Consider the following 25,725-nt stretch of genomic DNA (forward strand, 5'->3'; position numbering starts at 1 on the left):
CGTGGCCGCAATGGAGGGGAGAATCGCAGGTGTCCGGCAGCACCGGCCGGGCACCCCTCGAGCACAGGAGCCATCATGCCGTTCTTCACCCCCGGCGTCGGATCCGAGTCCGATGCCCTCACGACGTTCCTCCGCCAGCAGTGCGCGCAGCTGCGCACGACGGCGCACGGCCTCACCACCGAGCAGGCCGCACTCACCCCGACGCCGAGCGCTCTGTCGATCAGCGGGCTGCTCCTCCACGCCGCGCAGACCGTCCATGGCTGGCTGACCTCGGCGGCCCGAGCCCCGGAGCCCACTCCCTTCGAGATGTACCCGGAGATCAGCGGCCAGATCGGACTCACGGACATGCATTCCGGGTCCGAGGTGCCGGAAGGGATGGCCCTGACGGAGATCCTCGCGATCTTCGACCGCGCGGTCAGCTCCATCGACGAGGTCGGCGCCCGGATCGATCTCGACGCCCCGCATCCGGGCCCGCACGGGCCCTGGATCCCCGGGGACATCGTCATCACCGGCCGCTGGGTATGGCATCACCTCATCAGCGAGGTCGCTCGGCATGCGGGGCACGCGGACATCATCCGCGAGGCGATCGACGGGAAGACCGGATACGAGCTCAACTTCCTCGCCGATGGCGGGACGGAGGAGGAGTGGGCCGAGCAGGCGGAGGCCTGGGGCCTCGAGTGATCCTTCGCGGGCACGCGCGGCGCCGGTCGGGACGCGTGCGCGAGCACCTCGGCGCGTGACCCGCGAGCCCGAGGTGGGGGACGGGCGGGGTCGAGGTGGCGGACGGGCGGGCTCGGACCGTCACCGGCCGCGCGCCCGCCGGCAGCAGTGGGTGCGCACCTGCCAGCGGCGGTGGCCCCGCGCCCGTCAGCGTCAATGACCCCGCGCCTCGGGAACGGATTCGCCCCGCCCCTCACCGCATGCAGCGGGAGGGGCGGGGCGACGGTCGGTGAGAATGCAATTTCCGAAGGTTTCGTTCTCAGGAACCTTCGGAAATTGCGCTCTGGGGGTCAGGAGAAGGCGCGGTCGCGGGCCCGCCGGTCGACGAGGAACTGCGTGTACGCCGGGGTGGTGAGGAAGTCCGGGAACTCCTCGCGCAGCGCGGTCTGCCGGAAGATCTCCACGGCATCGCAGTAGTGGTCGGCCGGATGGCGCCTGATCGTCGCGAGCTCCTCGGCGAGGAACCGATCGACCATCGAGCGGGTGACCGGCCGGCCGTCGTCGAGCTGCGCGCCGTGCTGGATCCACTGCCAGATCTGCCCGCGCGAGATCTCCGCGGTCGCCGCGTCCTCCATGAGGTTGTTGAGCGCCGCCGCCCCGGTGCCGCCGAGCCACGCATTGAGGTAGCCCAGTCCCACCCGGATGTTCGCGCGCACGCCCTCCTCGGTGGGGGTGTGATCGATGCCGGACAGGTCGATGAGGTCCTCCGCGGCCACCGACACGTCGTCGCGCAGCCGGTCGACCTGGTTCGGGCGGTCGCCGAGCACCGCGTCGAAGGCCTCCTGCGCGATCGGGATGAGGTCGGGGTGCGCGACCCACGAGCCGTCGAAGCCGTCGCGGGCCTCACGCTCCTTGTCGGCCCTCACCTGGGCTAACGCATTACCGGTGATCTCCGGCTCGCGCCGGTTCGGGATGAAGGCGCTCATCCCGCCGATCGCGTGGGCGCCGCGCTTGTGGCAGGTCTGCACGAGCAGCTCGGTGTAGGCGCGCATGAACGGCACGGTCATGGTGACCTCGGACCGGTCCGGCAGCACGAAGTCGCGGTGGTTCCGGAAGTTCTTGATGATCGAGAAGATGTAGTCCCAGCGACCGGCGTTGAGACCGGCGATGTGGTCGCGCATCTCCCAGAGGATCTCCTCCATCTGGAAGGCCGCGGTGATCGTCTCGATGAGCACGGTCGCCCGGATCGTGCCCCGGTCGATGCCGAGCCGGTCCTGCGCGAAGACGAAGACGTCGTTCCACAGCTTCGCCTCGCGCGCCGCTTCGAGCTTGGCGATGTAGAAGTACGGGCCGCGACCGCGGGCGATGAGCTCGGCGGCGTTGTGGAAGAAGTGGAGCCCGAAGTCGACGAGGGATCCCGAGGCGGCGAACTCCGAGCCGTTGTCGTCCACGAAGCGGAGGTGCTTCTCCGGCAGGTGCCAGCCGCGCGGGCGGACGACCATCGTCGGCGGGGTCGGGTTGGTCATGCTGTACTGCTTGCCGGTGTCGGGAGCGGTGAACTCGAGCTCCCCACGCACCGCACGGGTGAGGTTGCCGATGCCGGACACGATGTTGTCCCAGGTGGGCGAGGTGGCGTCCTCGAGGTCGGCGAGCCAGACCTTGGCGTCGGAGTTGAGCGCGTTGATCGCCATCCGGGCGGAGACCGGGCCGGTGATCTCGACGCGGCGGTCCTCGAGCCCGGGGGCCCCGGCGCTGCCGGCGACGCGCCAGTCCGCGTCCTCGCGGATCGCGCGCGTCTCCTCCTTGAAGGTCGGGAACCGACCGTGGTCGATGTTCGCCCGACGCACCTCGCGCGCGGAGAGGATCTCGCGGCGGCGGCCGGCGAACTGCGCGTGGAGGGCGGCGAGGAAGTCGAGCGCCTCGTCGGTGAGGATCTGCTCGTAGCCGGTCTTCATCGGGCCGGTGATGATCATGTGTGCCATGGTTCTCATCTCCTGGGAAGAACAATGCGGTGCCCGGTACCGGCTCGGTACCGGGCACCGCGGGTCGTTGCCACCCGGGGCGGAGGACTAAACCCCTGAAAAGTCCTCCGCCCCGGATGACACGCGGGGGGCGGCGCGCCGTTCGCTCAGAACTGGGCGGCCTCGGTGGAGTCGGCGAGAGCGGTGGTCGACGACTCGGGGTTGATCGCGGTCGAGACCAGATCGAAGTAGCCGGTGCCGGCCTCGCGCTGGTGCTTCGTCGCGGTGTAGCCGCGCTCCTCGGAACCGAACTCGCGCTCCTGAAGCTCGACGTACGCCTTCATCTGCTCGCGGGCGTAGCCGTGGGCGAGATCGAACATCGAGTAGTTGAGGGCGTGGAAGCCGGCGAGCGTGATGAACTGGAACTTGTAGCCCATCGCGCCGAGCTCGCGCTGGAACTTCGCGATCGTGGAATCGTCGAGGTGCTTCTTCCAGTTGAACGACGGCGAGCAGTTGTAGGACAGCAGCTGGTCCGGGTACTCCGACTTGATGGCCTCGGCGAAGCGCTTGGCGACCTCGAGGTCAGGGGTCGAGGTCTCCATCCAGAGGAGGTCGGAGTACGGGGCGAACGCGAGGCCGCGGTCGATGCAGGGCTCGATGCCGTTGGTGATCTTGTAGTAGCCCTCGGCGGTGCGCTCACCGGTGACGTACTTCTGGTCGCGCTCGTCGATGTCGGAGGTCATGAGGGTCGCGGCCTCGGCGTCGGTGCGGGCGATGACGAGGGTCGGGACGTTCTCGACGTCGGCGGCCAGACGGGCGGCGCTCAGGGTGCGGATGTGCTGGGCGGTGGGCACGAGGACCTTGCCGCCGAGGTGGCCGCACTTCTTCTCGGAGCCGAGCTGGTCCTCGAAGTGGACGCCCGCGGCGCCGGCGTTGATCATGCCGCGCATGAGCTCGTAGACGTTGAGGACGCCACCGAAGCCGGCCTCGGCGTCGGCCACGATCGGGGCGAGCCAGTTCTCGATCTGCTTCTGGCCCTCGGACATCTCGATCTGGTCGGCGCGCATGAGCGCGTTGTTGATGCGGCGGACGACGGCCGGCACGGAGTTCGCCGGGTAGATCGACTGGTCCGGGTAGGTCTGCGAGGCGAGGTTCGCGTCGGCGGCGACCTGCCAGCCGGAGAGGTAGATCGCCTTGAGTCCGGCCTTGACCTGCTGCACGGCCTGGTTGCCGGTGAGCGCGCCGAGGGCATTGACGAAGTCCTCGGTGTGGATGAGGTTCCACAGGGTCTCGGCGCCGTGGCGGGCGAGCGTGTGCTCCTCGATGAGCGAGCCGCGGAGCTTGACGACGTCCTGCGCGCTGTAGTCGCGGGTGATGCCGGCCCAGCGGGGGTTGGTGTCCCAGTCCTTCTGGATGGCGTCGGCGTTGTGCAGATCCTGCTGCGACATGAAGATCACTCCTGTTTCAAGGGTTTGGTGGTGTGGTGCTCTGCCCGTCCCGGTCTCCCGGGCGGAATCGCCGATCCGGTTCGTTCCGGCCCGTTCGGACGAATCCGATCCGGTTTTTCGGTGATGAGTTCAGTCTGCGCCTCCGCAACCGCCCTGGATAGGGGTTTCTCGATAGAACTCTCGCGATTCTTCTGCTCAGCAGAATTCTCGCGATTCTATGGCGAATTTTCCCGTCCGGTGGGACACTTGGGCACATGGTCACCGGTTCCCGCACTTCCGAACGACTCACCTCACCCCCGCCCGCCGAGGACGCGCCGGTCACCGATGCGCTGAGCATCGGGCGCAAGGTCCGGCACTTCCGCACCCAGCGCGACCTCACCCTCGGGCGGCTCGGCGAGGCGGTGGGCCGGGCGGCCTCCCAGATCTCCGCGATCGAGAACGGGAAGCGCGAACCCTCGCTCACCATGCTCGCCGGACTGGCCGAGGCGCTCGGCACGACGACCGACGCACTCCTCGACCCGCACCCGATCGATGACCGCCAGGCCCTCGAGCTCGAGGCCGAGCGCGCCCAGTCCTCGGCGCTCTACTCCTCGCTCGACCTGCCGCAGGTGCGGGTGAAGTCGCTGCCGCAGGATGCGCTCGAGGCCATCGTCGGCCTCCAGCGCCAGCTCACGCAGGTGGTGCGGAACCGTGCCGCGACGCCCGAGGAGGCGCGCCGGGCCAACAAGCACCTGCGCGAGAACATGCGCGCCCGGAACAACTATTTCGCCGAGCTCGAGGTGCAGGCGGCGGAGATCCTCGGCGCGATCGGCTACGAGGACGGCCCGCTGAGCCAGCGCCACGCGGCGCAGATCGCCGAGCAGCTCGGCTTCTCCCTCCACTACGTGTCCGACCTGCCGAAGTCGACCCGCTCGGTCTCCGACACCCGCAACCGACGCCTCTACCTGTCGAACGAGGATGCCTCGGGCCACGATCCCCGCTCCCACCTGCTCACCGCATTGTCCTCGCACCTGCTCGGCCACACCCCGCCCACGGACTACGGCGACTTCCTGTCCCAGCGCGTCGAGGCGAACTACCTCGCGGCCGCGCTCCTCCTCCCGGAGAAGGCGGCGGTGCCGTTCCTCTCCGAGGCGAAGAAGAACCGCCGGATCTCCATCGAGGAGCTCCGCGATTTCTTCGGCGTGAGCTACGAGACCGCTGCGCACCGCTTCACCAACCTCGCGACCGAGCACTTCGGGCTGCCCGTCCACTTCATGAAGGTCCATATCTCCGGCACGGTGCACAAGGCGTACTCGAACGACGGCCTCCCCTTCCCCACCGACCCGCTCGGCGCGATCGAGGGCCAGTACGCGTGCAAGCGCTTCACCTCGCGCACGGTGTACCGGGTCTCCGACCGCTTCAGCCCGTACTTCCAGTACACCGACACCCCGAACGGGACGTACTGGTGCACCGCCCGCGTGCTGCCGGGGCCCGGGGACTTCTCGGTGAGCGTCGGAGTGCCGTTCGCGCACGTCAAGTGGTTCGACGGCCGGGAGACGACGAAGCGCTCGGTGTCGCGGTGCCCCGATCCGACGTGCTGCCGCCAGGCGCCGGCGAAGCTCGAGGAGAAGTGGGCCGATGCCTCGTGGCCGGCCGCCCGCACCCACGCCTCGCTGCTCGCCGCGGTGCCGCCCGGAGTGTTCCCCGGCGTCGACACCACCGAGGTCTACCAGTTCCTCGAGCGCCACTCCGGCTGATCCCCCCGAACAGCAATTTCCGAAGGTTCCTGAGAACGGATCCGCAGGAATTCGCAATGTCGACCGGCCCGCCGCCGGGCGCACTCCAGCGGCGACAGGTCGGGCCGTCGACCGCACCCCCGGCCGGCGGCGAGGGGTCGGGCCGGCGGCAGCAGTCCCGACCGACGGCCCCCGACCGACGGCCCCGGCCGACGGCCCCGAAGCTCGACGAGCCTCCGGGACCGGTCACGCCCCCCGTCCACCCCACGCCCCTCGTCGCTCGAGTTCGCCTCCCGCTCGATCGCGGGCTCCACCGCGATCGTCACCGGCGCCGCGAGCGGAATGGGTCGCGCGACCGCGATTCTCTTCGCCCGCGCAGGCGCCCGCGTCGTCCTCGCCGACCGCTCCGCCGAGCAGCTCGCCGCAGTGCGCGAGGAGATCGCCGCCACGGTGCCGGACGCCTCGGCCATCGCGGTGACCTGCGACGTCAGCCGCCCCGATGACCTCAGCGCGCTCGTCGACGCCGCGGTCGCCGAGTACGGCGGCATCGACATCCTCGTCAACAACGCCGGGGTCTCCCGCCGCAATTCCGTGGCCCAGGACGACGCGGAGTTCGAGCAGGTGTGGCAGGAGGTGCTCGACATCAACCTCACCGCGCACGTGCGCCTGGTCCGCCGCGCCCTGCCCCACCTCCGGGAGTCCGCGCACGGCCGGGTCGTCAACATCGCCTCGACCGAGGCGCTCGTCTCCCAGGCCGGGCTGCTGAGCTATTCGGCGACGAAAGCCGGCGTCATCGGCATCACCCGGAGCCTCGCGATCGAGCTCGCGGAGTTCGGCATCACCGTCAACGCGGTGTGCCCCGGGCCCATCGAGACCGGCATGACGAGCAAGTACCCGGCCGAGGGGAAGGCGAATTACGCCCGTCGCCGCGTGCCGATGCGCCGCTACGGCCGACCCGAGGAGGTCGCCCAGATGACCCTCAACCTCTGTCTGCCCGCGTCGAGCTACGTCACCGGAACCGCGATCCCCGTCGACGGCGGGATGTCGATGTTCCACGTGTGAGCCGCGAACCGGCGGATCACGAAGGATCCTGAGAACGCATCCGCCGGCGATCGCACACTTACCCGGGCTCAGCGCGACGTCACCGGGTACGCCGGTGCTGAGCGCCTCGGCAGCCGTCCCTCGCCGGCGCGACGACAGCGCCACCGGGTACGCCGGCGCCGAGCACCTCGGCCCCACCCCGGCGCAGCAGGCCAACGCTCGGCGTGCATGGCCTCGCCCGGCCCGCGCGACCGCCGAGCGGGGCGAACCCGCCGCCATGTGTCGAGGCGGGAACACGCGTGCTCGGAAGGCCACGCAGCGCGCAACAGGTGCCACACGCACCGTTCCTAGGTTGGGATCAGGAGGTTCGCCGCAGCGGCGCGAACCGTGATTTCCAGGAGACGCACCATGCGACGCGCACTCATCAACCGAGCACTCATCACCCGGTCGGCGACGGTCATCGCCGGGCTCGCTACCGCCCTCACCCTGTCCGCCTGCAGCTTCGAGTTCTCCGTGGGCCCGGGCGGCGACGAGGGCGAGGAGACCACCGGCGAGGAGGCGAACCGGAACGGCGGGGGGGGGGGGACCCGCACCGACGAGGGCGGCACCGACACCGGCGGCACGGACACCGGCGACGACCGGGAGATCCCCGATCAGGACCCCGAGCAGAACACGGCTGACCCCGGCACCGGCACGGACACCTCGACGACGGACACCGGAGGCGAATCCGACGTCGTCACCATCCCGGGCACCGAGCTCGCCCAGTCGGTCAAGGAGGCCGCCGAGGAGGAATCCGGGGTCACCGGCATCGACGTCAACTGCCGCGACCTCCGGGCCTACAGCGTCGGCTCCTCGACCACCTGCGACATGGAGATGCCGTCGGGCGACAAGTACTTCCCGCTCGTCAAGGTCACCTCGATCAACGGCACCTACGTCGAGTACGAGCTCGAGTTCCCCGGCGTCCACTTCTGAGTGCGCCCCGCAGCTCGACCGGCACCGGCCCGACAGCCACTGATCCGGCGAGAACCAGCCCGACCGGCACCGGTCCCACCACAGCCGAGGTGCCCGCTTCCCCATCCGGGAAGCGGGCACCTCGGCTGTCCCGTGGACGTCAGCGCAGCGAGGCGAGCGCCTTGTCGACGATGTGCTCGGCGATCGCCATCGAGCTCGTGGCACCCGGCGACGGGGCGTTGCGGACCTGCGTGAGCCGGCCCCGGGTGGTGATGACGAAGTCGTCGACGAGCGAGCCGTCGGCGTTCATCGCCTGCGCGCGCACACCGCGCGGTCCCGGCTTCACCGTCGCCGGATCGAGGTCGGGAACGAACTTCTGGGCCTCTTCGACGAAGGCCCGGGGCGAGAGCGCGGTGCGGGCCTCGCGCGCGGCGGCCTTGACGTTCTGCCGGGCGAACTTCCAGAAGCCCTTGAAGCCGAGCGTGGAACCGATGTCGCCGAGGTCGAACCCCTCGCGGGAGTACCCGCGCGAGTACTTCTCCCGCCCCATGGACAGGAAGGCGTTGGGCCCGAGCATGAGGGCACCGTCGATCCGCCGCGTGAGGTGGACGCCGAGGAACGGATACGCGGGGTCCGGCACCGGGTAGATCAGGCCCTTGACCACGTCCGCCGCGGGCTGCTCGATGAGGAAGTAGTCGCCGGAGAACGGCACGATCCGCGGTTCAAGCTCGAGCCCCGAGGCCCGCGCCAGACGGTCGGACTGGAGCCCCGCGCACGTGACGACGAGGTCGAAGGACCCGGCGTCCTCGGTCATCTTCGACTCCACCCCCGGCATCGCGAGCGCGACGCGCACCTCGTTGCCCATGGTGTCGAGGCGGGCGACCTCGGCGTTGTACTCGATGCGCCCGCCGGCGGCGACGACGTCGGCGGCGAAGGCCTCGGTGAGCGCGACGAAGTCGATGATCGCGGTGTGCGGCGAGTGGAGCGCGAGGACGCCGCGGACGTTCGGCTCGATCTCGCGCATCTCATGGCGGTCGAGCAGCGCGACGTGCGGCACGCCGTTGGCGGTGGCCCGCTCGTGGATCTTCTCGAGGCGGTCGACCTCGAGCGTGGTGTGGGCGACGACGAGCTTGCCGCACTCGTCGTAGGGGATCCCGTTGACCGCCGAGTACTCGACGAGCTTCTCCACGCCCCTCCGGCACAGCCGGGCCTTGAGGCTGCCGGGCTCGTAGTACAGCCCGGCGTGGACGACCCCGGAGTTGTGCCCGGTCTGGTGGGCGGCGAGACGGGGCTCCTTCTCGAACACGGTGACGGTGGCATCGGGCTGGCGCAGCGCGAGCTCGCGCGCTACGGCCGTCCCGATGATGCCTCCGCCGACGACGGCGATGCGTGAGATTGTCATGGTGCTATCTTGGCAGAATCGCCCCTCCCGCCGACAGGGGCGCAGCTGTGCCCGAGGCGCCCCGCGGCTCCGCGACCGGAACCGGACCGGGCCCCGCTCGCCGGGCCCGCACACCGGGCAACCGGCTCACCGCAGGCCGGGCACGCTGCCGCACCGGCCCCTCGGGTCGCTCGGGGTGGGACACCCGGACCCGCCGCTTTGGGGGTACCGCCGCCCGGGGGCGCCGCGCCCGGGCACGCCGGAGCGCACGAGAGAGGAGGGTCTGTGGAGTCGTCGTGGTCCCTCGACTGGCCCGGGAAGGCAGCGGCCGCCGCTCTCGCCGCCGAATCCCCCGCAGACCTCCCGACCGACCCCCTGCCGAGCGACCGGCACCTCGCGATCGAGGGCGAGAACCTCACCGCGCTCCGGCTGCTCCGCCGCACCCATGCCGGTGCGGTCAAGGTCGTCTACATCGATCCGCCGTACAACACCGGCAACGCCCTGCCGTACCGGGACACCTTCGGCGCGGCCGGGCACGCCGGCTGGCTCACGATGATGTTCCCCCGCCTTCTCCTCACCCGCGAGCTGCTGCGCGAGGACGGCGTGGTGTTCGTGTCGATCGACGACCGGGAGAACGCGCACCTCCAGCTCCTCGGACACGAGGTGTTCGGCGAGGAGAACTATCTGGGCTCCTTCATCCAGCAGCGCGCGAAGGGCGGCGGCAATGCCCGCTCGTTCGTCCGCGGCCACGACTTCGTCCTCGTCTGGGCCAAGGACGCCCGCCGAGTGGGGCCGTTCCTCACCGAGAAGCGCCCGCCCGCCCGCTACGAGACGATCGACGGCCGCCGGTACCTCGTCGACGACGACTGGCTGCGGGTGAGCTTCGGCAAGTACACCCGCGGCACCGAGCGCCGCCTCATGTACGAGGACATCGCCCGGGTGCGCGGGGAGGCGAAGAAGGCCGAGGTCGACGCCGGCCTCGCGGCGGGACGCCTGCTGCTGCGCCCGTGGGGCGAACCGGATGCGGACGGCGTCCGCAGGCACGCGGTGCTGCGGCTCACCCCGGCTGACGAGGCGAGCTCGAAGATGTACTCGATCATCAAGGCGCTCAACGAGGAGGGGCGCACGGACCTCGAGGCGCTCGGGCTCGGGGGGCTGTTCGGCTACCCGAAGCCCCTCGAGCTCATCCGCACGCTCGTGCGCTCGCAGACGTTCTTCGACCGCGAGGCGATCGTCCTCGACTTCTTCGCCGGCTCCGGGACCACCGGACAGGCGGTCCTCGAGCTCAATGCCGCCGACAGCGGTGCGCGCCGGTACGTCCTCGTCCAGCAGCCCGAGGCGCTCCGGCCGGTCGCCGGGGCGCGGCTCGGAGCGGAGGCCGGGGCCGGGGCGCGGCTCGGAGCGGAGGCCGGGGCCGCTGGGACAGGATCCGCCGAGGTGGGATCCGCCGAGGCGGCAGCGGGCGCATCAGCGCGTGACGCCTCGGGTCCGGGACGTGCCGCCGAGGCGGCGCGCGGCACGGAGCCGAGCGAGCCGCTCGACACGATCAGCGCCCTCATGCGCGAGCGCCTGCGCCGCGCGGGCGCCGCGCTGTCCGCCGAGCACCCGGACCTCGACACCGATTTCGCCGACATCCGTCTGCCCCAGCCCCCGGTCTGAGTCCACGGCATCGCTGACACTTCGGACTGAACCCGCGGTCGCGGTCCGGGCCTGCAGCAATCCGGCCGGGCACGCGGTCGCCGTCTGAGGGGGCGGTGGAGGACTGAGGGGGCGGGCGACGTCCGACTGCGCGGTATCTGCCGATCTGCGCGCAATTGCGCGCAGATCGGCAGATACCGCGCAGTTCGGCGGGTTGTGCTCTGACCGGCCGGGGCACCGCTTGTTCGACCGACCGGCCGCCGCTCAGGCCGGGGCGCCGAGCACCCGGAGGTGGTAGTCCGCGGTGCCGAACAGCCCGTCGATGGTGAGCACGCGCTTGTGGAGGTGGCCGATCGGCAGCTCGTCGGTCATGCCGACGCCGCCGTGGGCCTGGATAGCGGACTCGCCGAGCCGCCGCCCCAGCCGTCCGACCTGCGCCTTGAGCACGGAGACGTCGCGCGCGGTGAGGCGACCGGCCTCGGCGAGCGCGGCCGCGTAGAGGAGGGTCGCGCGGGTCTTGACGTAGTCGATCTTCATGTCGGCGAGCCGGTGGGAGATCGACTGGAACGTCCCGATCGGCACCCCGAACTGCTCGCGGGTGAAGGCATACTCCGCCGTACGCTCGAGGAGACTTCCGAGAGCGCCGACCGCCTCGGCCGCGAGGACGAGGATCGCCCGGTCGAGGCCGGCGCGGATGAGCGGTTCGGCGTCGGCGGCGAGAAGGACCGCCGGGGTGCCGTCGAAGCGGAGGTGGGCTGCCGGACGGCCGTCGACCGCGGCGAACGCCGTCGCACCGGGCACCGGCCCCTCGACGAGGAGCAGCGCGAGTGCACCGTCGAGGCGGGCGGTGACGACGACGAGGTCGGCCGCGGCGCCGTGGAGGACCATCCGCTTCTCCCCGGTGAGGACGTATCTGTCCCCCGAGCGCTCGGCGCGCGCCTGCACGAGGCCGGGATCCGCGGTGCCGCGGCCCTCCTCGTGGGCGAGCGCAGCGGTCGTCTCACCAGCGGCGATGCGTTCGAGTGCGGAACGGGCCGCGGCGGAACCAGCGTCGTCATCGGTAGCAGCGCGACCGGCATCGTCACCGCCTGAGGCGCGGCCGTCGCTGCCGCCGGCCGGATCCGTCTCGAGCACTGCGGCGAGCAGTCCGCCGGCGAGCGCGACGGTGGGGATCCAGGGTTCGGCGACGAGGTGCGCCCCGACGATCTCGGCCGCGGCGACGAGGTCGACGACGGTGCCGTCGAGTCCCCCGACCTCCTCGGGGAACGGGATCGCGGTGAGCCCCAGGCCGACGAGCTTCTCCCACACCTCGGTCGACCACCCCGTGTCGGAGCGGACGATGTCCTGGCGGGTGTCGAAGTCGTAGTCACGGGAGAACAGGCGGGTGAGCGTGCTGCGGAGCTCGGTCTGCTCCTCGGTGTACGTGAGATCCATGGCGGCCTCCGGTCAGGATCGCAGGGAGCGGGCGATGAGGTCGCGCTGGACCTCGTTGGTTCCCGCGTAGATGGTCGTGGCGCGGCTGTTGAGGTAGAACGGCATCGCGATGAGCGACAGATCGTCGCCGAGCGGGTCGATGCCGGATCCGACCTGCAGCGCCTCCCGCTGGTCGGGTAGCGCGTCGAGGCCGCACACCCGGGTCATGAGCACCGAGATCCGCTGGGTGAGCTCGGAGCTCGTCACCTTGTTGAGCGAGGGGTACGCCGGGTCGGAGGCGAGCGGGTGACCGCTGATCGCGAGCTTCTCGAAGTGCTCCTGGGAGGCGACGTCCGCCTCGAGCTCGCCGAGCTCGCGCTGGATGTCGGCATCGTCGGCGAGGGTCCCGCCGAACGGCGACGGCACCTCGGCGGCGGTCTCCCGGATGATCTCAAGCCGGCGGCGCATCATCGGGCTCTGCGCCGCCCCGCCGCGCTCGTGCTTGAGGAGGTGCTTGGCGACGGTCCAGCCGTCGTTCTCCTCGCCCACTCGGCCGGACTGGGGCACGCGGACGTCGGTGAAGAACACCTCGCACTGCTCGGGGACGCCGTCGAGGCCGATGATCGGCCGGATCTCCATGCCGGGGTAGTCCGTGCGATCGAGGAGGAGGAAGGTGATGCCCTGCTGCTTGCGCCCCTCGCGGCTCGTCCGCACGAGCATGAACATCCGATTCGCATGGTGGGCGTAGGTGGTCCAGATCTTGCTGCCGTTGATGACGTAGTCGTCACCGTCGGCGACCGCGGTGCAGCCGAGCGAGGCGAGGTCGGACCCGGCGCCGGGCTCGGAGTAGCCCTGCGTCCAGTAGTCCTCTCCGGCGAGGATGCCGGGGAGGTGGCGCTGCTGCTGCTCCGGCGTGCCGAGCTCCATGAGGAGCGGGCCGACCATCTTGAGCCCGTTGGGCAGCAGCGGAGGGAGTCCGCGCTTCTGGTACTCCTCGGCGAACACGCAGCGCTGCTCGACCGACCAGCCGGGGCCGCCGTGCTCCTCGGGCCAGTCCGGTGCCGCCCAGCCGCGCGAGTGGAGGATGCGGTGCCACTCCATGACCGGGCCGAACGGGGCGAAGGCGCTCGTCGTCTTCCGGCCGGCCTCCCGGATCTCCGGGGTGGGAGCGGAATCGAGGAACTCCGCGACCTCGGCACGGAACTCGTCGAGATTCGTATCAGGGGCGATGTCCACGGTCGATCAGCCTTCTCATCGTCGAGAACAGGGGCGTGGTGCCTGGTGGGATCCTAGCCGCCGCCGGTGACGACCTGGTAGCCCCCTCCCTCGTAGGTGAGATGCCAGTCGCCGCCGTAGCGCGCCTCGGCCCACTGCTCGACCGGCTGCTCGAGGTCGTCGGGGCGCAGCGCCACCGCCTCGGGGACGAACTCCTCCGAGCTGCCGTACCAGTACGTGCCGGTGTGCGGTGCCAGATAGGCGAGCAGCCTGACGTCGGTGACGACCGAGCCGTACTCCCGCGCCGCGGCGACCGCGCCGGCTCCGTCGACCCGGTAGCGGTCCGCCTCCCACAGGAGGTGGATGCTCGTCTGGCTCAGCAGGGCGAGCGCGGAGACCGCGGCGACCGCCGGTGCGAGAGTGCGGTGCGGGCGTCCGGCGCCGTCGATGAGGCTCACCGCGGCGATCGGGATGAGGACCGCAGAATAGTGGAAGCTCGTGTCCCAGTACCCCTCGACGTTGCCGAGGAAGCGCCAGCCGAGGGTCGGGAGCATGAGGAGCATGAAGGGCGAGCGCAGACCGATCACCCCGGCGGCGAGCGCGAGGAATCCCAGGGTGCCGATCTTGGTCGTCAGGCCCGCGGTGAGGGTCTCCATGAGCGTGACGTTGTCGGTGTAGTCGTATCCGCCCTCGACGTTGAATGCGGGGATGAAGATCAGCACCGCGTAGGCGGTCCAGGCGACGCCCCACCCGGCGAGGTACAGCGCGTACCGCAGGTCGGACCGGTCACGGAGCCAGATCGCCGCGCCGAACATCGCGACGGTCAGGCCGAGGTCCTCCTTGACGAAGACGAGGAGGGCGATCGCGACCGCGGGGCCGAGGCGCTTGCCGCGGATCCAGCCGACGAGGCCGAAGGCGAGGAGCGGGACGGCGAAGGCGATCTCGTGGAACTGGGCGATCACCGCGTTGACGAGTCCCCAGGACATGACGTAGGAGATCGCGAGCAGCCACGCCCCCTTCCGGGTGAGGCGCTCGAGGGCGAGTGAGACCACCGGCCACACCGAGGCGGCGAACAGGACGGCCTGGGCGAGCATGAGCGTGAGCCCGGAGGGGAAGAGCGCGAACAGCGGGGTGAGGAGGATGAGGATGGGGTGGAAATGATCGCCCCACAGGTTGAAGCCCGGGCCCTTGATCTCGACGATCGGCACCTCGAACGCGGCGTACCGGGTGAGGAGCTGCGTGAAGATCCCGAGGTCCCACGACGGCGAGTAATGGATCCTCCACATGAGGATCGACAGGGTTGCGTAGAGGACGAGCGCGACGAGGGAGGCGAACGCCGGAGCGTACCGGGTGAGGCCGGCGGGGTCCCGGCGGGAGGACGGGCGCGGCACGGGCGTCGTCAGTGACGGAGGTCGACCGCGACCGCGGAGGCGCCGGCGACGGCGGCGGTGACGGCGAGCACCGAGGGCCATGCCCCGATCTTCTTGGCCAGCGGGTGGGACAGACCGAATCCCAGCACGTAGGCGGCGGCGAGGCCGGCGGTCGTCGCCGCACCCCCCTTGGCGAGCCAGGTGCGGCCGGCGTACACGCCGGCGGCGGCGAGCACGGCCCCGCCGAGCGGCCGGATGCCGGATTCGCGGGCGGTGACATAGCCGCCGAGGAGGCCGAGGGCGACGATCGGAGCGGTCTGCACGTCGAGTGCGTCCTTGAGGTCGGTCATGGCCCCGAGTGTAATCGGGGGCGGCTCATCGGGCCTCGCAAGCCTGCGAGGCCCAGGTAACGAAAAAGATCGGATCACGATTCGACTGCGGTCGATGTCGTGCGCATCACGGGTCCCGCGATCTCCTATAGTGTGACCATCCTCACAGATCTGCTGAAGGGGCTGCTATGAGCACTCATCCGCCGACGCCCGATTCCAGCGGGGCCCGATCCACCTCCAGCGCGTCCGTGGACGAGCTCGGCCACGTCGATCGCGGTCACGGCTTCGTCCGGGTCCTCGGCAACGTCGATGCGCTCTTCATCGGCTTCGGCGCGATGATCGGCTTCGGCTGGATCACTCTCACCGGCGGCTGGCTCGAGAGCGCCGGCACCCTCGGCGCGCTCCTCGCCTTCGTCGTCGGCGGCATCATCATGGGCTTCGTCGGCGTCGTCTACTCCGAGCTCGTCGCCGCGATGCCCCACGCCGGCGGTGAGCACAACTACCTCATCCGCGGCATGGGCCCGCGTCTGTCGCTGCTCGGCTCGTGGGCGATCACCGGCGGGTACATCAGCGTGGTGATGTTCGAGGCGGTGGCGTTCCCGCGGACGATCGAATACCTCTTCCCGAACTTCCAGCAGATCCACCTGTGGACGATCGCCGACTTCGACGTGCACCTGACCTGGGCGCTCGCCGGGACGATCGGTTCGCTCATCGTCATGTGGATCAACATCCGGGGGGTCAAGGTCGCCGGTCTCGTCCAGACCTTCGTCGTGAGCTTCCTCGTCATCATGGCGTTCCTCCTGCTCGCAGGCGGAGTCGTCGGCGGCGAGCTGTCGAACACCCAGCCGCTGTTCAACGGCGGGGCGATCGGCTTCGTCGCGGTGCTCGGCGCGGTGCCGTTCCTCTTCGTCGGCTTCGACGTCATCCCGCAGTCGGCGGAGGAGATCAAGGTCCCGCCGAAGCAGATCGGCAAGCTCGTCGTCATGTCGGTGGTCATGGCGGTGCTGTTCTACCTCATCATCATCTTCTCGACCTCGCTCGCGCTGCCGGCTTCCCAGCTCGCCTCGTTCGACCTCGTCACCGCCGATGCCCTCGCCGATCTCATGGGCCACCCGATCTGGGGCGACATCGTCATCGCCGGCGGCCTCGCCGGCATCATCACCTCGTGGATCGCCTTCCTCATGGGTGCCTCGCGCCTCATGTGGGCGATGGCGAACTCCGGGATGATCCCGGCTTGGTTCGGCAAGCTCCACCCGAAGTATCGCACCCCGGTCAACGCTCTCCTGTTCATCGGCATCCTCTCGGCGCTCGCGCCGTTCGCCGGCACCGCGATGCTCGGCTGGGTCGTCGACTCCGGCTCGCCGATGATCGTCTTCGCGTACGGCCTCGTCGCCATCGCGTTCGTCATCCTGCGCAAGAAGGAGCCCGCGATGGACCGGCCGTTGCGGATCGGCGGCAAGGGCGGCGGCGGAGTCGTCATCGGCATCATCGCCGCGGTGCTCTGCGCGATCCTCTTCGTCATGTACATCCCGGCACTCACGCCCATCTCGGTGACGCTCGCCTGGCAGTCCTACCTGATGTTCGGCCTGTGGATGATCGCCGGAGTCATGCTGATGTTCCGGCTGCCCAGCGGCATCAAGCCGGGGCCGGACGCCGAGCACGAGCTGTTGGCGAAGCTCGACGCCAAGCGTCAGCGCCGTCGATGAGCACGGAGGCGAGGACCACGCGCGGGATGAGCACGGACTGGACGGACACGGACGGGAATGACACGGACGGTGCTGCCGAGAGCGGCCTCGGAGTGAGCAGCGGCGGTGGCACCGGCGGCAGTGCTGGTGCGAGTGCCAACAGCGGCAGCGGCGGTGGCGGCACGAGCGGCCTCGGGAGCAGCGGCCTCTCGGAGCTCCTCGCCGAGCGCTACAGCGTCCGACACTTCACCGGGGAACCGGTCACCGAGGAGCAGCTCACCGCGGTGCTCGAGACCGCCCAGCGCACGCCCTCGTGGTCGAACACGCAGTCGTGGCAGGTCCACGTCCTCACCGGCGAGGTGCTCCGGGAGATCGGTTCGCGACTGCGGGCCGAGGTGACCGCCCGCGCTCAGCGGAAGGAGACCTCGGCGGATCTGCCGCTGCCCGGCCGCTTCACCGACGACCAGATGCAGCGCAAGCGCGTGACCGGGTACGGCCGCTACGAGGCGCTCGGCATCGACCGGAAGGACATGGTCGGTCGGTTCGAGGTCTCGCTCGCGAACTACGAGTTCTTCGGCGCCCCGATCGGCCTCGTCATCACCTCGACCCGGGAGGTCGGCGCCTACGGGTGGGTCGACACCGGTTCGTACATCGCCACGCTCCAGTACGCGGCGTGGGAGGCCGGCCTGGGCGCGTGCGCGCTCGGGTCGATCGGCATGCATGCGGACCTCATCCATCGCTACCTCGGCCTCGCCGACGACGTCGATGTGGTCGCCGGCATGGCTATCGGGCATCCCGACCACACCGCCCCGGGGAACTCCTACCGGACCGAAAGAGCTCCCCTGTCCGAGGTCGTCGTCCGCGTGGAATCCGTCAACGACTGACGTTTGGGGGTATGGCCGGTTCGAGGACCTGCGGTTCGGAGGTTCGCGGTTCGGAGGTTCGCACGTCGACGGTTCGTGGGTCAGCAGTTCGGAGTCTCGCGGATCGGCAGTTCAGAAGTCGGCGGGTCGACGGGTCGCGGAGCGTGAATCGAGCGCTCAGCCTCCGGGACCCGCACGCCGCCCCGCGGATGCACGGGCTGGTCTCCGCGAATGCACGGGCTGGTCTCCGCGAATGCACGCGCCGGCTTCCAGGCTGAAACCGCCCCCGGGATGCGACGGAAACTGCAGTTGGTCGGCGCGGCCTACGAAGATGCACCGGCAGAGCCCAGGTAAGTGCGACGGAAACTGCAGTTGACAGCGCAAACTGCTGGCCTGCGACGGAAACTGCGGTGGCGGGTCACATCCGGACGGCGCGCGGGGTCACCACCCTCGCCGCCTCAGTTCCGCAGGCGAAGGAGGTCACCTGCGGACCGCGCAGGAGGTCACGTCCGGGCCGCGCGTGGGACGGCCGCCATGGCGAGCACCCCGAGTACGGCGACCGCGGCGAACAGGTAGAAGCCCCACGGGTAGGCGATCCCCGCTGCGACGAGCGCTCCGGTGAGGAACGGCCCGACGATCGCGCCGAGCCGACCCACGCCGGCGGCCAGCCCGAGCGCCGTTCCGCGCACCTCGGCCGGGTACACCGATGACACGTAGGCGTAGACGAGGACCTGCGCGGAGAACACGAACGCCCCCGTGGCGAAGATCGCGAGGTGGAGCACCACCGGGTTCTCCATCCGCACGCTGAGCAGCGCGAGGAGCACCGCGGCCGCACCGAACCACAGGAGGACCATGGGTCGGGTGCCGTGCCGGTCCGCCGCCCGCCCGGCGACCACGAGTCCCACGACCGCGCCGAGGTTGAGGACGAGGAGCATGACGAGAGAAGCGGAGAGGCGGTATCCGGCTTCCTCCATGATCGTCGGCAGCCAGGTGTTGAGCCCGTAGACGAGGAGCAGGCCCATGAAGCTCGCCACCCACACCCCGATCGTCACGCGCGCGAACCCGCCGGAGAACAGTGAGCCGCGCGCAACCGCAGGGGCGGCAGCCGCAGGGGCGGAAGCTGCAGGGTCCCCCGCCGGGTGCGCAGCCGCGGGTCCGGAAGCAGCGGAACGCCCCGCCGGGTGTGCAGCAGCGGGCTCAGCCGCTGCACGCGATGCGGCGGCACCGGTCCCGCGGGCGGCGAGGAAGGCCGGGGACTCCGGCAGCCTGAGCCACAGCACCGGCAGGAGGAGGAAGCCGACGATCCCGCCGCCGAGGAACAGCAGCTGCCAGTCCGCGCCGGCGAGCACGGCGAGCAGCGCCGCGAGCACCGCTCCCGTGTGGTACCCGGTCATCGTCAGGGTCGTCGCCCGCGCGGTGCTCCCGGACCCGGAGTACTCGCCCACGTAGGTCAGCGCGGTCGGCAGGACCGCACCGAGCCCCACCCCGGCAAGCAGCCGGAACACCGCGAACCACAGCACGTTCGGTGCGAACGGCACGAGCACGGTGAAGATGCTGAAGACGACCACGCAGGTGAGGATCGCGACCCGGCGCCCCAGCCGGTCGGCGAGGAAGCCCACCCCGGCCGCACCCACACCCACGCCGACGAGGCTGAGCGTGGCGACCGCGGTCGCAGACTCAGCCGTGAAGCCCACGTGGCCGGTGGCGAGCAGCGTCGGGATGACCGCGCCGAGCACGACGAGGTCGAACCCCTCGAGCATGACGACGATCCAGCACAGGATCGCCGGCCAGCGGGAGGCGCGGGGGGACGCGGTCGCGGCCGAGGCGGCGCGCGGGGCGGCAGGAGTCATCGGGTCACAGCCCATTCCGTGGGGTCAGACGGTCGAGCGGCGCCGGGGTCGGTCCGCGGACCGAGCATACCGCCGCACCGCGGTCCCGGTGCGCCCATCGGGTCACCGGCCGACCGGCCCACCGGCGGCCCGTTCCCGGCCACTTGGCCGGACCGGGCTACCGAGATGCACGCGTTTCCTGCTGTGGCGCGCGAAACCTGTACAGGTTTCGCGCGCCACAGCAGTTCTCGATGGTGTCTCGCGGTGAGTGCCCGCGCGCTCAGTTTCGGCGGGCGATCACTCCTGCTTCGACGAGCCGGTCGATCTCCGCATCGTCCACGCCCGCGGCGCGGAGCACCTCGGCGGTGTGCTCACCGGTGGCCGGTGCGGCGGCGGGCCGCTCGAACGGCTCGCCGTCGGAATCCCCGCCGGCCCAGGTCGCACCGCCGACGGAGGCGAAGCGCGGGGCCACGCCCGGCTGCCGGACGCCGTCCTCGTCGCGGTAGAACACCGAGCGGGCGGTGTTGTGGACGTCGGCCTCCGCCTCGTCGAAGCTGAGGATCGGGAACACGCAGGCGTCCGTGCCGTCGAAGATCTCGACGAGCTCGTCGCGGGTGCGCGAGGCGATCGCCTCGGTGAAGGCCGTGCGGATCTGCGGCCAGGTCTCCTTCTTGCGGTAGTCGAAGGTGCCGAACTTGCCGGGCATCCGGTCCTCGATGCCGAGACCGTCGATGAACACCTTGAAGAACTGCGGCTCGATGCAGCCGACGGACACCCACTGCCCGTCCTTCGTCTCGTAGCGGTCGTAGAACGGCGCCCCGGAGTCGAGCATGTTCGTCCCGCGCCCCTCGGTCCAGGCGCCCTGGGCGGCGAAGCCGTGCATCATCGCCCACAGGAGGTTCGCGCCGTCGATCATCGCGGCGTCGATGACCGCCCCCTCGCCGCTCGTCTTCGCGCGCACGAGGGCGGCGAGCATGCCGATGGCGAGCACCATGCCGCCGCCGCCGAAGTCGCCGATGAGGTTCGCCGGGAACTGCGGTCCCTCGCTCTCGCGGCCGAGCTGGTGGAGGACGCCGGACGAGGCGATGTAGTTCATGTCGTGGCCGGCGACCTGCGAGCGCGGCCCGGTCTGGCCGTAGCCGGTGATCCGGCCGTAGACGAGTGCGGGGTTCTGCGCCATGAGCTCGGCGGGTCCCAGGCCGAGGCGCTCGGCGACGCCGGGTCGGAAGCCCTCGAGGCAGGCGTCGGCGGAGGCGACGAGCGTCTTGACGAGCGCCACGCCCTCGGGGTTCTTGAGGTCGACGACGATCGACTTCTTGCCGCGGTCGAGCACCGGGCTGTTGGGTGTGCCGAGCTCGCTCGGCCGCTGGAGGCGGATGACCTCCGCGCCGAGGTCGGCGAGGACGAGCGCGGCGAACGGACCGGGCCCGATGCCGCCGAAGTCGACGACGCGGAAGCCGGCGAGGGGCTTGAGAGCTCCGGTTGCCGCGGCGCCCGCCGGCGAGCCCTGCTGAGCGGTCGAGGTGGGATCTGAGGGTGTCACGATTCGTCCTTCCGACGATGATCACGGCGAGCGGATCACGCTCGCCCGGTCCGTCCGGATGCGGGACGCGCGACGATGCACGTCCCGCATTCAAAGCGGTTACCGAATGATTGATTAGCTTAAGATTAGATGTCCCGCGCTCGAGAGGCAATGATTCTCCCGGGGCGAATGCCGCCCGCGTGCTCGATCACCGAAAGGAACCTCCGTGTCCGAAGTCTTCATCCACCGTCCCGAGATCCGCTGGTCCGACCAGGACATCCTCGGCCACGTCAACAACGGCCGGATCGTCACCCTCATCGAGGAGGGCCGGATCAACTGGCTCGTCGGGATGCGCGGACGCGACTCGATCAGCGCCCCGAAGCTCGCGGTCCGGATGGAGCTCGACTACCGCAAGCCGGTGATGTACGGCCCGGAGCTCACACTCGAGCTCCGCATCGCGCGCGTGGGCAGCACGTCCTTCACCATCCACACGACGGGCATCCAGGAGGACGCGGTGGTGTTCGAGGCGCTCAACGTCATGGTCACCGTCGACCCGGAGACCATGCGCCCCACCCCGATCAGCGAGAAGGACAAGGACTACCTCCGCACCTACATGGCCGACGCGGACGACTGAGCCGCACCGCCCCGCGGCCGGACGGTGCGACAGGCGGGCGTCTCCTCGCCTCCCGGGCGCAGCCGAGGTCGCCCTCACGTGAGGGGGCTGCGCGGAAACGGGAGCAGCTCCTCCACTGCGGCACCGATGGTGAACACCGTGTCGTCGTCGAAGGGGTGCCCGACGATCTGCACGCTCGTCGGCACGCCGGTGGGGCCGACGCCGCTGGGCACCGCGAGAACCGGGCACCGGTTGGCGATGTTGAACGGAATCGTCATGTGCGCCTGCCAGTAGAAGTCGACCGGGCCGGCCGGGCGCTCGACGGCCTCGAGGTACGCATTGTCCGCCTCGAGCGCGGCGATCGCCGAGGTGGGGGTGAGGAGCGCATCGCACCCGGCCATCGCCTGCGCGATCTGCGCCTGCACCCGGGTCTCGATGTCGGCGGCCTCGAGCAGGCTGATCCGCTCCGCGAAGTCCCGCGTGTACTCGACGAACCTCTTGGAGTAGGGCTCGAGCAGATCGAGGTCACCGCCGCACACGCGCGTCATGTGCAGAGCGAGGAGATGGCCGTAGTGCGCGCTCGAGGCATCGGTGATGTCGTCGAGCGAGAGTCCGGGATCCACCTCGACGACCTCGGCCCCGGCATCCGCGAGCGCCCGGACGACAGCGCCGAAGCCGTCGAGGACCTCGGGATCGACGTCGTAGCAGCCGAGGTCGGGCGACACCGCGATCCGCATGCCCGCGACGCCGGCCGCACCGGCGAAGGCGGTCGGCAGGACGTGGGCCGGGGCGATCGTGGCGTGGTCGCCCGCATGGGGCCCGACGATGACGTTCGTCGCATGCGCGGTGTCGGCGACCGAGCGGGCGAGCACGTGATCCCCGCGGTACCAGTCGGTGCTCAGCGGCGCGAGCCCGGGGGTGCGGCCGTACGGGGACTTGAAGCCCGGCAGCCCGCCGAAGGCGGCCGGGATGCGTGTCGACCCGGCGATGTCCGAGGCGGTGGCGAGCGGACCGTAGCCGGCCGCGATCGCGGCCCCGGAACCGCCCGAGGACCCACCGGGGGTGTACGCGGGATTGAACGGGTTGCGAGTGACGCCCCATTCCGCGGTCTGCGTGAAGGTCGCGCACGAGAGCTCAGGCGTGGTGGTACGCGCGAACGGGATCGCACCGGCACCGCGGAGTCGCCCGACGATCGGATTGTCGGCCTGAGCGACCTGGCCGGCACGCGCACGTGAACCGCGGGTCGCCGAGCAGCCCTCGACGTCGTGCTGCTCCTTGACGAGCAGCGGCACCCCGAGCAGAGCGGGGAGGGGCTCGCCGTCCGCAGCCCCGGCATAGACCTCGGCGGCCCGGCGCGCCGCGGGTCCGGCCGACACCTCCATGACGTCCATCACGGCGTTGATCGATCCGTCGTGGGCACCGATCCGGGCGATGTGGTGGTCGAGGTACTCCACCGGGGAGAGCTCCCGGGACCGGAAGGCGGCGAGCACGTCGAGCAGGCTCATGTGGTGCAGTTCACTCATGCGACCAGTCTGCCACGGGCCTCTCAGTCCGACCCGATATCCTGGGGGGACGAGGGAGGCGGCGCGGTGCCGCACCGGCGGTCGGACCCGCCGGGGGACGGACGAGACACGAACACCGGCCTGACAGCGCACACCATGACACACGAGGACTCCGCACGCCGACGTGCGCGCCGGGCGACCCTGTTCCTCGACGTCGACGGGGTCCTCAACTCCTTCCCCGTCACCGGAGCGCGCTTCTACCGCGAACGGCGCCGGAAGGCCCATGCCTGGAACTACGAGCTCCACTACCGTCCGTCCGTCATCCGGCGCCTCGAGCGCCTCGTCGAGACCCGTCTGCTCGACCTCGTGTGGCTCTCGACCTGGTCCGACCGATGCACCACCGAGCTCGAACCGACCCTCGGATTCCGCGGCACGTACCCGGTCATCCCGATGCCCGACGACTCGTACAACCGCTTCGCCGGGGATCCCGCGAGCTGGTGGAAGGCGCACGCCGTCGAGGCCTGGCTCGCCGAGCACCCGGACGAGCGCGCCGTGTGGGTCGACGACGACCTCGCAGCCCCGGTGACCTACGCCTACTTCACCGAGACCTATCCGGACCGCCTCCTCCTCATCGCCCCGGAGTTCCGGCGGGGACTGACCTCCGAACATCTCCGGCGGATCCTCGCCTTCACGTATCCGCGGCCGAGGTCCGGGCCGGGCAGCACCCGGCTGCTGAGCACCCGCCGCACCCCTGCCCCCGGCACCGGCGTGAGACCCGAGCCGGCATCCTCCGCCGCGCGCACCGGCCGCTCCGGTTCCGCTGTCGTCGCACCCGAGGGCATCGGCCGCCGGGTCCACGGAAAGGACGAGTCATGACACGCCCCAGCACCCCGCTCGTCGGTTTCATCGACTCGGGCCTCGGCCTCGTCGATTTCGCCGACGCCTTCCACCGTCTCGTGCCGCACGCCGACCTCCTCCTCTCCATGGACCCCGACTGGATGCCCTACGGGGCGCTCGATGCCGCCGTGGTCGCGGAGCGGATCGTCGAGTCGGCCCAGGTGTTCAGCCCGTGGGAGCCCGATGCCGTCGTCATCGCGTGCAACACCGGGTCTGTCCACGGGCTCGCTCCGCTCCGCCGGACGCTCGAGCCCGGCACCCCGGTGATCGGCACCGTGCCGGCGATCAAGTCCGCCGCGGACGCCGGGGAGCCGTTCGCGGTCTGGGCCACCAAGGCCACCACTGCGAGCGAGTACCAGCGCGGTCTCATCGCGGAGTTCGCCGCCGACGCCGAGGTGCATCCGGTCGCGTGCGCCGGCCTCGCCGAGGCCATCGACTCCGCCGAGCTCGCCGCCGTCGACGCCGCGATCGATGCCGCGATCGCCGCCACCCCGGATCATGTCGAGTCGATCGTGCTCGGCTGCACCCACTACGGCCTCGTCGAGGACCGGATCCGCGCCCGGCGCCCGCACACCCGTGCGCTCTACGACTCACCGAACGCCGTCGCGCGCCAGACCGCACGGCGGCTGGGGCTCGATCCGGATGATCCCGCGCTCGCCGCGGGGCTCGGACGGGGCACCGAGGGACGGGTCCTCGCGACGTACATGTCCGGCCGGCGGGCCGCGCTGCCTGACACCCTCGACGCCTACCCCGCCGGACTGCGGCTGCGCCGGATCGAGGTGATCGGATGACTCCCCTCCCGCCGTCCGCACCGTTCGACCCGGCCGCCGCACTGCGCCGGATGCGCACGACGATCGTCATCCAGGGCGTGCTCTCGGTGCTCGCCGGGCTCGTCATGGCCGTGTGGCCGGACGTCGCGCTGCTCGTGCTCGTGCTCCTCCTCGCCGCGTGGCTCATCGCCGACGGACTCATCGCGATCGCCCGGTGGATCGGGGCCCGAGGCCGGTCGACGTCCTCCTGGCCGCTCCTCCGCGGCGGCCTCGCGCTCCTCATCGGCGTCATCGTGCTCCTCCTGCCGCGCGAGTCCGCCGGGGTCATCGCGGTCATCGCCGGGCTGTGGGCGCTGGCCCTCGGGACGCTCACGGTGTTCGGCGCTCTCACGCTGCGCCGCCTGGGCGGACCGCTGTGGTGGGGGCTCCTGCTCGTCGGCGGCCTCGGGGTCGTCGTCGGACTCGTCCTGCTGTTCGATCCGGCGGCAGGGATCGTGTCGGTGCTCTGGCTCGTCGCCGCATTCCTCATCCTCATGGGGATCGCCTCGATCGTCCTCGGCATCCGCGTGGGACGCGCGCTCGGCCCGGTCGCCGACGGCGAGCGGAGGTTCGGCCCGACCCTGGCCTTCGGCGGCCCGGGCTCGCCCGCCGCCCGCCCAGGCGGGTTCACAACCGACCCCTCGGATCCCGCCCGTCCCGGATGGATCCCCGGCAGCCTCGCCGATGACGAGGATCCGCCCAGCCGCCGAAAACGCAACGATCGCGATGATCGGGGCGATCAGGGTCCGCGGGACGATCGGGGTCCGCGCGGCGAGGGGTGATGACCGCACGCCGTACTGCGCGGTATCTGCCGAGCTGCGCGCTGTTGTGCGCGGATGGGCGGATACCGCGCAGTCGGGTGGATGAGCAGCCCGGCCAGAAG

At 70.8% G+C, this 25,725-nt stretch carries 21 protein-coding genes; 11 read left to right on the plus strand and 10 right to left on the minus strand.

The window, feature by feature from the left end:
• The first annotated feature begins 75 nt into the window (after window positions 1–75).
• Window positions 76–681 (plus strand): DinB family protein, encoded by a 606-nt coding sequence (locus C1A17_RS09235; RefSeq protein WP_101652724.1) that lies wholly within the window; start codon window positions 76–78, stop codon window positions 679–681.
• A gap of 329 nt (window positions 682–1,010) precedes the next feature.
• On the opposite strand, the gene aceB is transcribed toward C1A17_RS09235, so the two are convergent.
• Window positions 1,011–2,642, minus strand: a complete 1,632-nt coding sequence (gene aceB / locus C1A17_RS09240) for a malate synthase A (protein WP_245873622.1) — start codon at window positions 2,640–2,642, stop codon at window positions 1,011–1,013.
• A 146-nt stretch (window positions 2,643–2,788) separates the two neighbouring features.
• Window positions 2,789–4,069 (minus strand): isocitrate lyase, encoded by a 1,281-nt coding sequence (gene aceA, locus C1A17_RS09245; RefSeq protein ID WP_101653618.1) that lies wholly within the window; start codon window positions 4,067–4,069, stop codon window positions 2,789–2,791.
• A 254-nt stretch (window positions 4,070–4,323) separates the two neighbouring features.
• On the opposite strand from aceA, the gene C1A17_RS09250 reads away from it, so the two are divergent.
• From C1A17_RS09250 to C1A17_RS09260, 3 genes are all read left to right on the plus strand, one after another.
• On the plus strand, window positions 4,324–5,805 hold the full coding sequence (locus tag C1A17_RS09250; protein WP_101652726.1) for a helix-turn-helix transcriptional regulator: 1,482 nt from the start codon (window positions 4,324–4,326) through the stop codon (window positions 5,803–5,805).
• 279 nt (window positions 5,806–6,084) lie between these two features.
• Window positions 6,085–6,846: an SDR family NAD(P)-dependent oxidoreductase gene (locus tag C1A17_RS09255; protein WP_101652727.1), complete on the plus strand. Its 762-nt coding sequence runs from the start codon at window positions 6,085–6,087 to the stop codon at window positions 6,844–6,846.
• A 387-nt stretch (window positions 6,847–7,233) separates the two neighbouring features.
• Window positions 7,234–7,797 carry a hypothetical protein gene (locus C1A17_RS09260; RefSeq protein WP_101652728.1) on the plus strand — a complete coding sequence of 188 codons (564 nt, stop codon included), beginning with the start codon at window positions 7,234–7,236 and terminating at the stop codon, window positions 7,795–7,797.
• 139 nt (window positions 7,798–7,936) lie between these two features.
• Here the strand turns inward: C1A17_RS09260 and lhgO are convergent, their stop codons facing one another.
• Window positions 7,937–9,178 carry an L-2-hydroxyglutarate oxidase gene (lhgO, locus tag C1A17_RS09265; RefSeq protein ID WP_101652729.1) on the minus strand — a complete coding sequence of 414 codons (1,242 nt, stop codon included), beginning with the start codon at window positions 9,176–9,178 and terminating at the stop codon, window positions 7,937–7,939.
• A gap of 264 nt (window positions 9,179–9,442) precedes the next feature.
• Between lhgO and C1A17_RS09270 the strand changes: the two genes are divergently transcribed.
• Complete coding sequence (locus C1A17_RS09270; RefSeq protein ID WP_101652730.1) at window positions 9,443–10,816, plus strand: site-specific DNA-methyltransferase; 1,374 nt, start codon at window positions 9,443–9,445, stop codon at window positions 10,814–10,816.
• A 243-nt stretch (window positions 10,817–11,059) separates the two neighbouring features.
• Here C1A17_RS09270 and C1A17_RS09275 read toward each other — a convergent pair whose 3' ends face one another.
• Genes C1A17_RS09275 through C1A17_RS09290 form a run of 4 tightly spaced genes read right to left on the minus strand, consistent with a single transcriptional unit; the run spans window position 11,060 to window position 15,143 of the window.
• Window positions 11,060–12,229, minus strand: coding sequence for an acyl-CoA dehydrogenase family protein (locus C1A17_RS09275; protein WP_101652731.1), 1,170 nt, complete (start codon window positions 12,227–12,229; stop codon window positions 11,060–11,062).
• A gap of 12 nt (window positions 12,230–12,241) precedes the next feature.
• Window positions 12,242–13,444, minus strand: coding sequence for an acyl-CoA dehydrogenase family protein (locus C1A17_RS09280; RefSeq protein ID WP_101652732.1), 1,203 nt, complete (start codon window positions 13,442–13,444; stop codon window positions 12,242–12,244).
• Between the two features lie 53 nt (window positions 13,445–13,497).
• Window positions 13,498–14,814, minus strand: coding sequence for a DUF2079 domain-containing protein (locus C1A17_RS09285; RefSeq protein ID WP_245873623.1), 1,317 nt, complete (start codon window positions 14,812–14,814; stop codon window positions 13,498–13,500).
• 8 nt (window positions 14,815–14,822) lie between these two features.
• Window positions 14,823–15,143 (minus strand): hypothetical protein, encoded by a 321-nt coding sequence (locus C1A17_RS09290; protein WP_101652734.1) that lies wholly within the window; start codon window positions 15,141–15,143, stop codon window positions 14,823–14,825.
• Window positions 15,144–15,370: 227 nt separating this feature from the next.
• Between C1A17_RS09290 and C1A17_RS09295 the strand changes: the two genes are divergently transcribed.
• Together C1A17_RS09295 and C1A17_RS09300 are read left to right on the plus strand one after the other, a co-directional pair.
• A complete protein-coding gene (locus C1A17_RS09295; RefSeq protein WP_281258695.1) occupies window positions 15,371–16,828 on the plus strand; it encodes an APC family permease in 1,458 nt (485 codons plus the stop codon).
• A gap of 26 nt (window positions 16,829–16,854) precedes the next feature.
• On the plus strand, window positions 16,855–17,691 hold the full coding sequence (locus C1A17_RS09300; protein WP_180953269.1) for a nitroreductase: 837 nt from the start codon (window positions 16,855–16,857) through the stop codon (window positions 17,689–17,691).
• Window positions 17,692–18,173: 482 nt separating this feature from the next.
• Here the strand turns inward: C1A17_RS09300 and C1A17_RS09305 are convergent, their stop codons facing one another.
• The gene (locus C1A17_RS09305; RefSeq protein ID WP_101652737.1) at window positions 18,174–19,520 is read right to left on the minus strand and encodes an MFS transporter; all 1,347 of its coding nucleotides are present in this window, start codon (window positions 19,518–19,520) and stop codon (window positions 18,174–18,176) included.
• Window positions 19,521–19,779: 259 nt separating this feature from the next.
• Window positions 19,780–21,042 carry a CaiB/BaiF CoA transferase family protein gene (locus C1A17_RS09310; RefSeq protein WP_180953270.1) on the minus strand — a complete coding sequence of 421 codons (1,263 nt, stop codon included), beginning with the start codon at window positions 21,040–21,042 and terminating at the stop codon, window positions 19,780–19,782.
• 205 nt (window positions 21,043–21,247) lie between these two features.
• On the opposite strand from C1A17_RS09310, the gene C1A17_RS09315 reads away from it, so the two are divergent.
• The gene (locus C1A17_RS09315) at window positions 21,248–21,655 is read left to right on the plus strand and encodes an acyl-CoA thioesterase (protein ID WP_101652739.1); all 408 of its coding nucleotides are present in this window, start codon (window positions 21,248–21,250) and stop codon (window positions 21,653–21,655) included.
• A 74-nt stretch (window positions 21,656–21,729) separates the two neighbouring features.
• Here the strand turns inward: C1A17_RS09315 and C1A17_RS09320 are convergent, their stop codons facing one another.
• Complete coding sequence (locus C1A17_RS09320; protein ID WP_101652740.1) at window positions 21,730–23,157, minus strand: amidase; 1,428 nt, start codon at window positions 23,155–23,157, stop codon at window positions 21,730–21,732.
• A 135-nt stretch (window positions 23,158–23,292) separates the two neighbouring features.
• Between C1A17_RS09320 and C1A17_RS09325 the strand changes: the two genes are divergently transcribed.
• The 3 genes from C1A17_RS09325 to C1A17_RS09335 are packed head-to-tail and all read left to right on the plus strand — an operon-like array spanning window position 23,293 to window position 25,624.
• A complete protein-coding gene (locus C1A17_RS09325; RefSeq protein WP_180953271.1) occupies window positions 23,293–24,012 on the plus strand; it encodes an HAD domain-containing protein in 720 nt (239 codons plus the stop codon).
• Entirely contained in the window at window positions 24,009–24,824 is an 816-nt protein-coding gene (locus C1A17_RS09330) for a glutamate racemase (RefSeq protein WP_101652741.1), read from the plus strand. The genes C1A17_RS09325 and C1A17_RS09330 overlap by 4 nt, the downstream gene beginning before the upstream one ends.
• The gene (locus tag C1A17_RS09335) at window positions 24,821–25,624 is read left to right on the plus strand and encodes an HdeD family acid-resistance protein (protein WP_101652742.1); all 804 of its coding nucleotides are present in this window, start codon (window positions 24,821–24,823) and stop codon (window positions 25,622–25,624) included. Before C1A17_RS09330 ends, C1A17_RS09335 begins: the two co-directional genes overlap by 4 nt.
• Window positions 25,625–25,725 lie beyond the last annotated feature (101 nt).

This window comes from Brevibacterium ihuae (assembly GCF_900184225.1).
In the GTDB taxonomy this organism is placed as follows: domain Bacteria; phylum Actinomycetota; class Actinomycetes; order Actinomycetales; family Brevibacteriaceae; genus Brevibacterium; species Brevibacterium ihuae.

Excerpts from the sequence above, each read along its gene's own strand:
- C1A17_RS09235 (WP_101652724.1), top strand. The coding sequence starts at position 76 with ATGCCGTTCTTCACCCCCGGCGTCGGATCCGAGTCCGATGCCCTCACG.
- aceB (WP_245873622.1), bottom strand. The coding sequence starts at position 2,642 with ATGGCACACATGATCATCACCGGCCCGATGAAGACCGGCTACGAGCAG.
- aceA (WP_101653618.1), bottom strand. The coding sequence starts at position 4,069 with ATGTCGCAGCAGGATCTGCACAACGCCGACGCCATCCAGAAGGACTGG.
- C1A17_RS09250 (WP_101652726.1), top strand. The coding sequence starts at position 4,324 with ATGGTCACCGGTTCCCGCACTTCCGAACGACTCACCTCACCCCCGCCC.
- C1A17_RS09260 (WP_101652728.1), top strand. The coding sequence starts at position 7,234 with ATGCGACGCGCACTCATCAACCGAGCACTCATCACCCGGTCGGCGACG.
- lhgO (WP_101652729.1), bottom strand. The coding sequence starts at position 9,178 with ATGACAATCTCACGCATCGCCGTCGTCGGCGGAGGCATCATCGGGACG.
- C1A17_RS09275 (WP_101652731.1), bottom strand. The coding sequence starts at position 12,229 with ATGGATCTCACGTACACCGAGGAGCAGACCGAGCTCCGCAGCACGCTC.
- C1A17_RS09290 (WP_101652734.1), bottom strand. The coding sequence starts at position 15,143 with ATGACCGACCTCAAGGACGCACTCGACGTGCAGACCGCTCCGATCGTC.
- C1A17_RS09300 (WP_180953269.1), top strand. The coding sequence starts at position 16,855 with ATGAGCACGGACTGGACGGACACGGACGGGAATGACACGGACGGTGCT.
- C1A17_RS09305 (WP_101652737.1), bottom strand. The coding sequence starts at position 19,520 with ATGACTCCTGCCGCCCCGCGCGCCGCCTCGGCCGCGACCGCGTCCCCC.
- C1A17_RS09320 (WP_101652740.1), bottom strand. The coding sequence starts at position 23,157 with ATGAGTGAACTGCACCACATGAGCCTGCTCGACGTGCTCGCCGCCTTC.
- C1A17_RS09325 (WP_180953271.1), top strand. The coding sequence starts at position 23,293 with ATGACACACGAGGACTCCGCACGCCGACGTGCGCGCCGGGCGACCCTG.
- C1A17_RS09330 (WP_101652741.1), top strand. The coding sequence starts at position 24,009 with ATGACACGCCCCAGCACCCCGCTCGTCGGTTTCATCGACTCGGGCCTC.
- C1A17_RS09335 (WP_101652742.1), top strand. The coding sequence starts at position 24,821 with ATGACTCCCCTCCCGCCGTCCGCACCGTTCGACCCGGCCGCCGCACTG.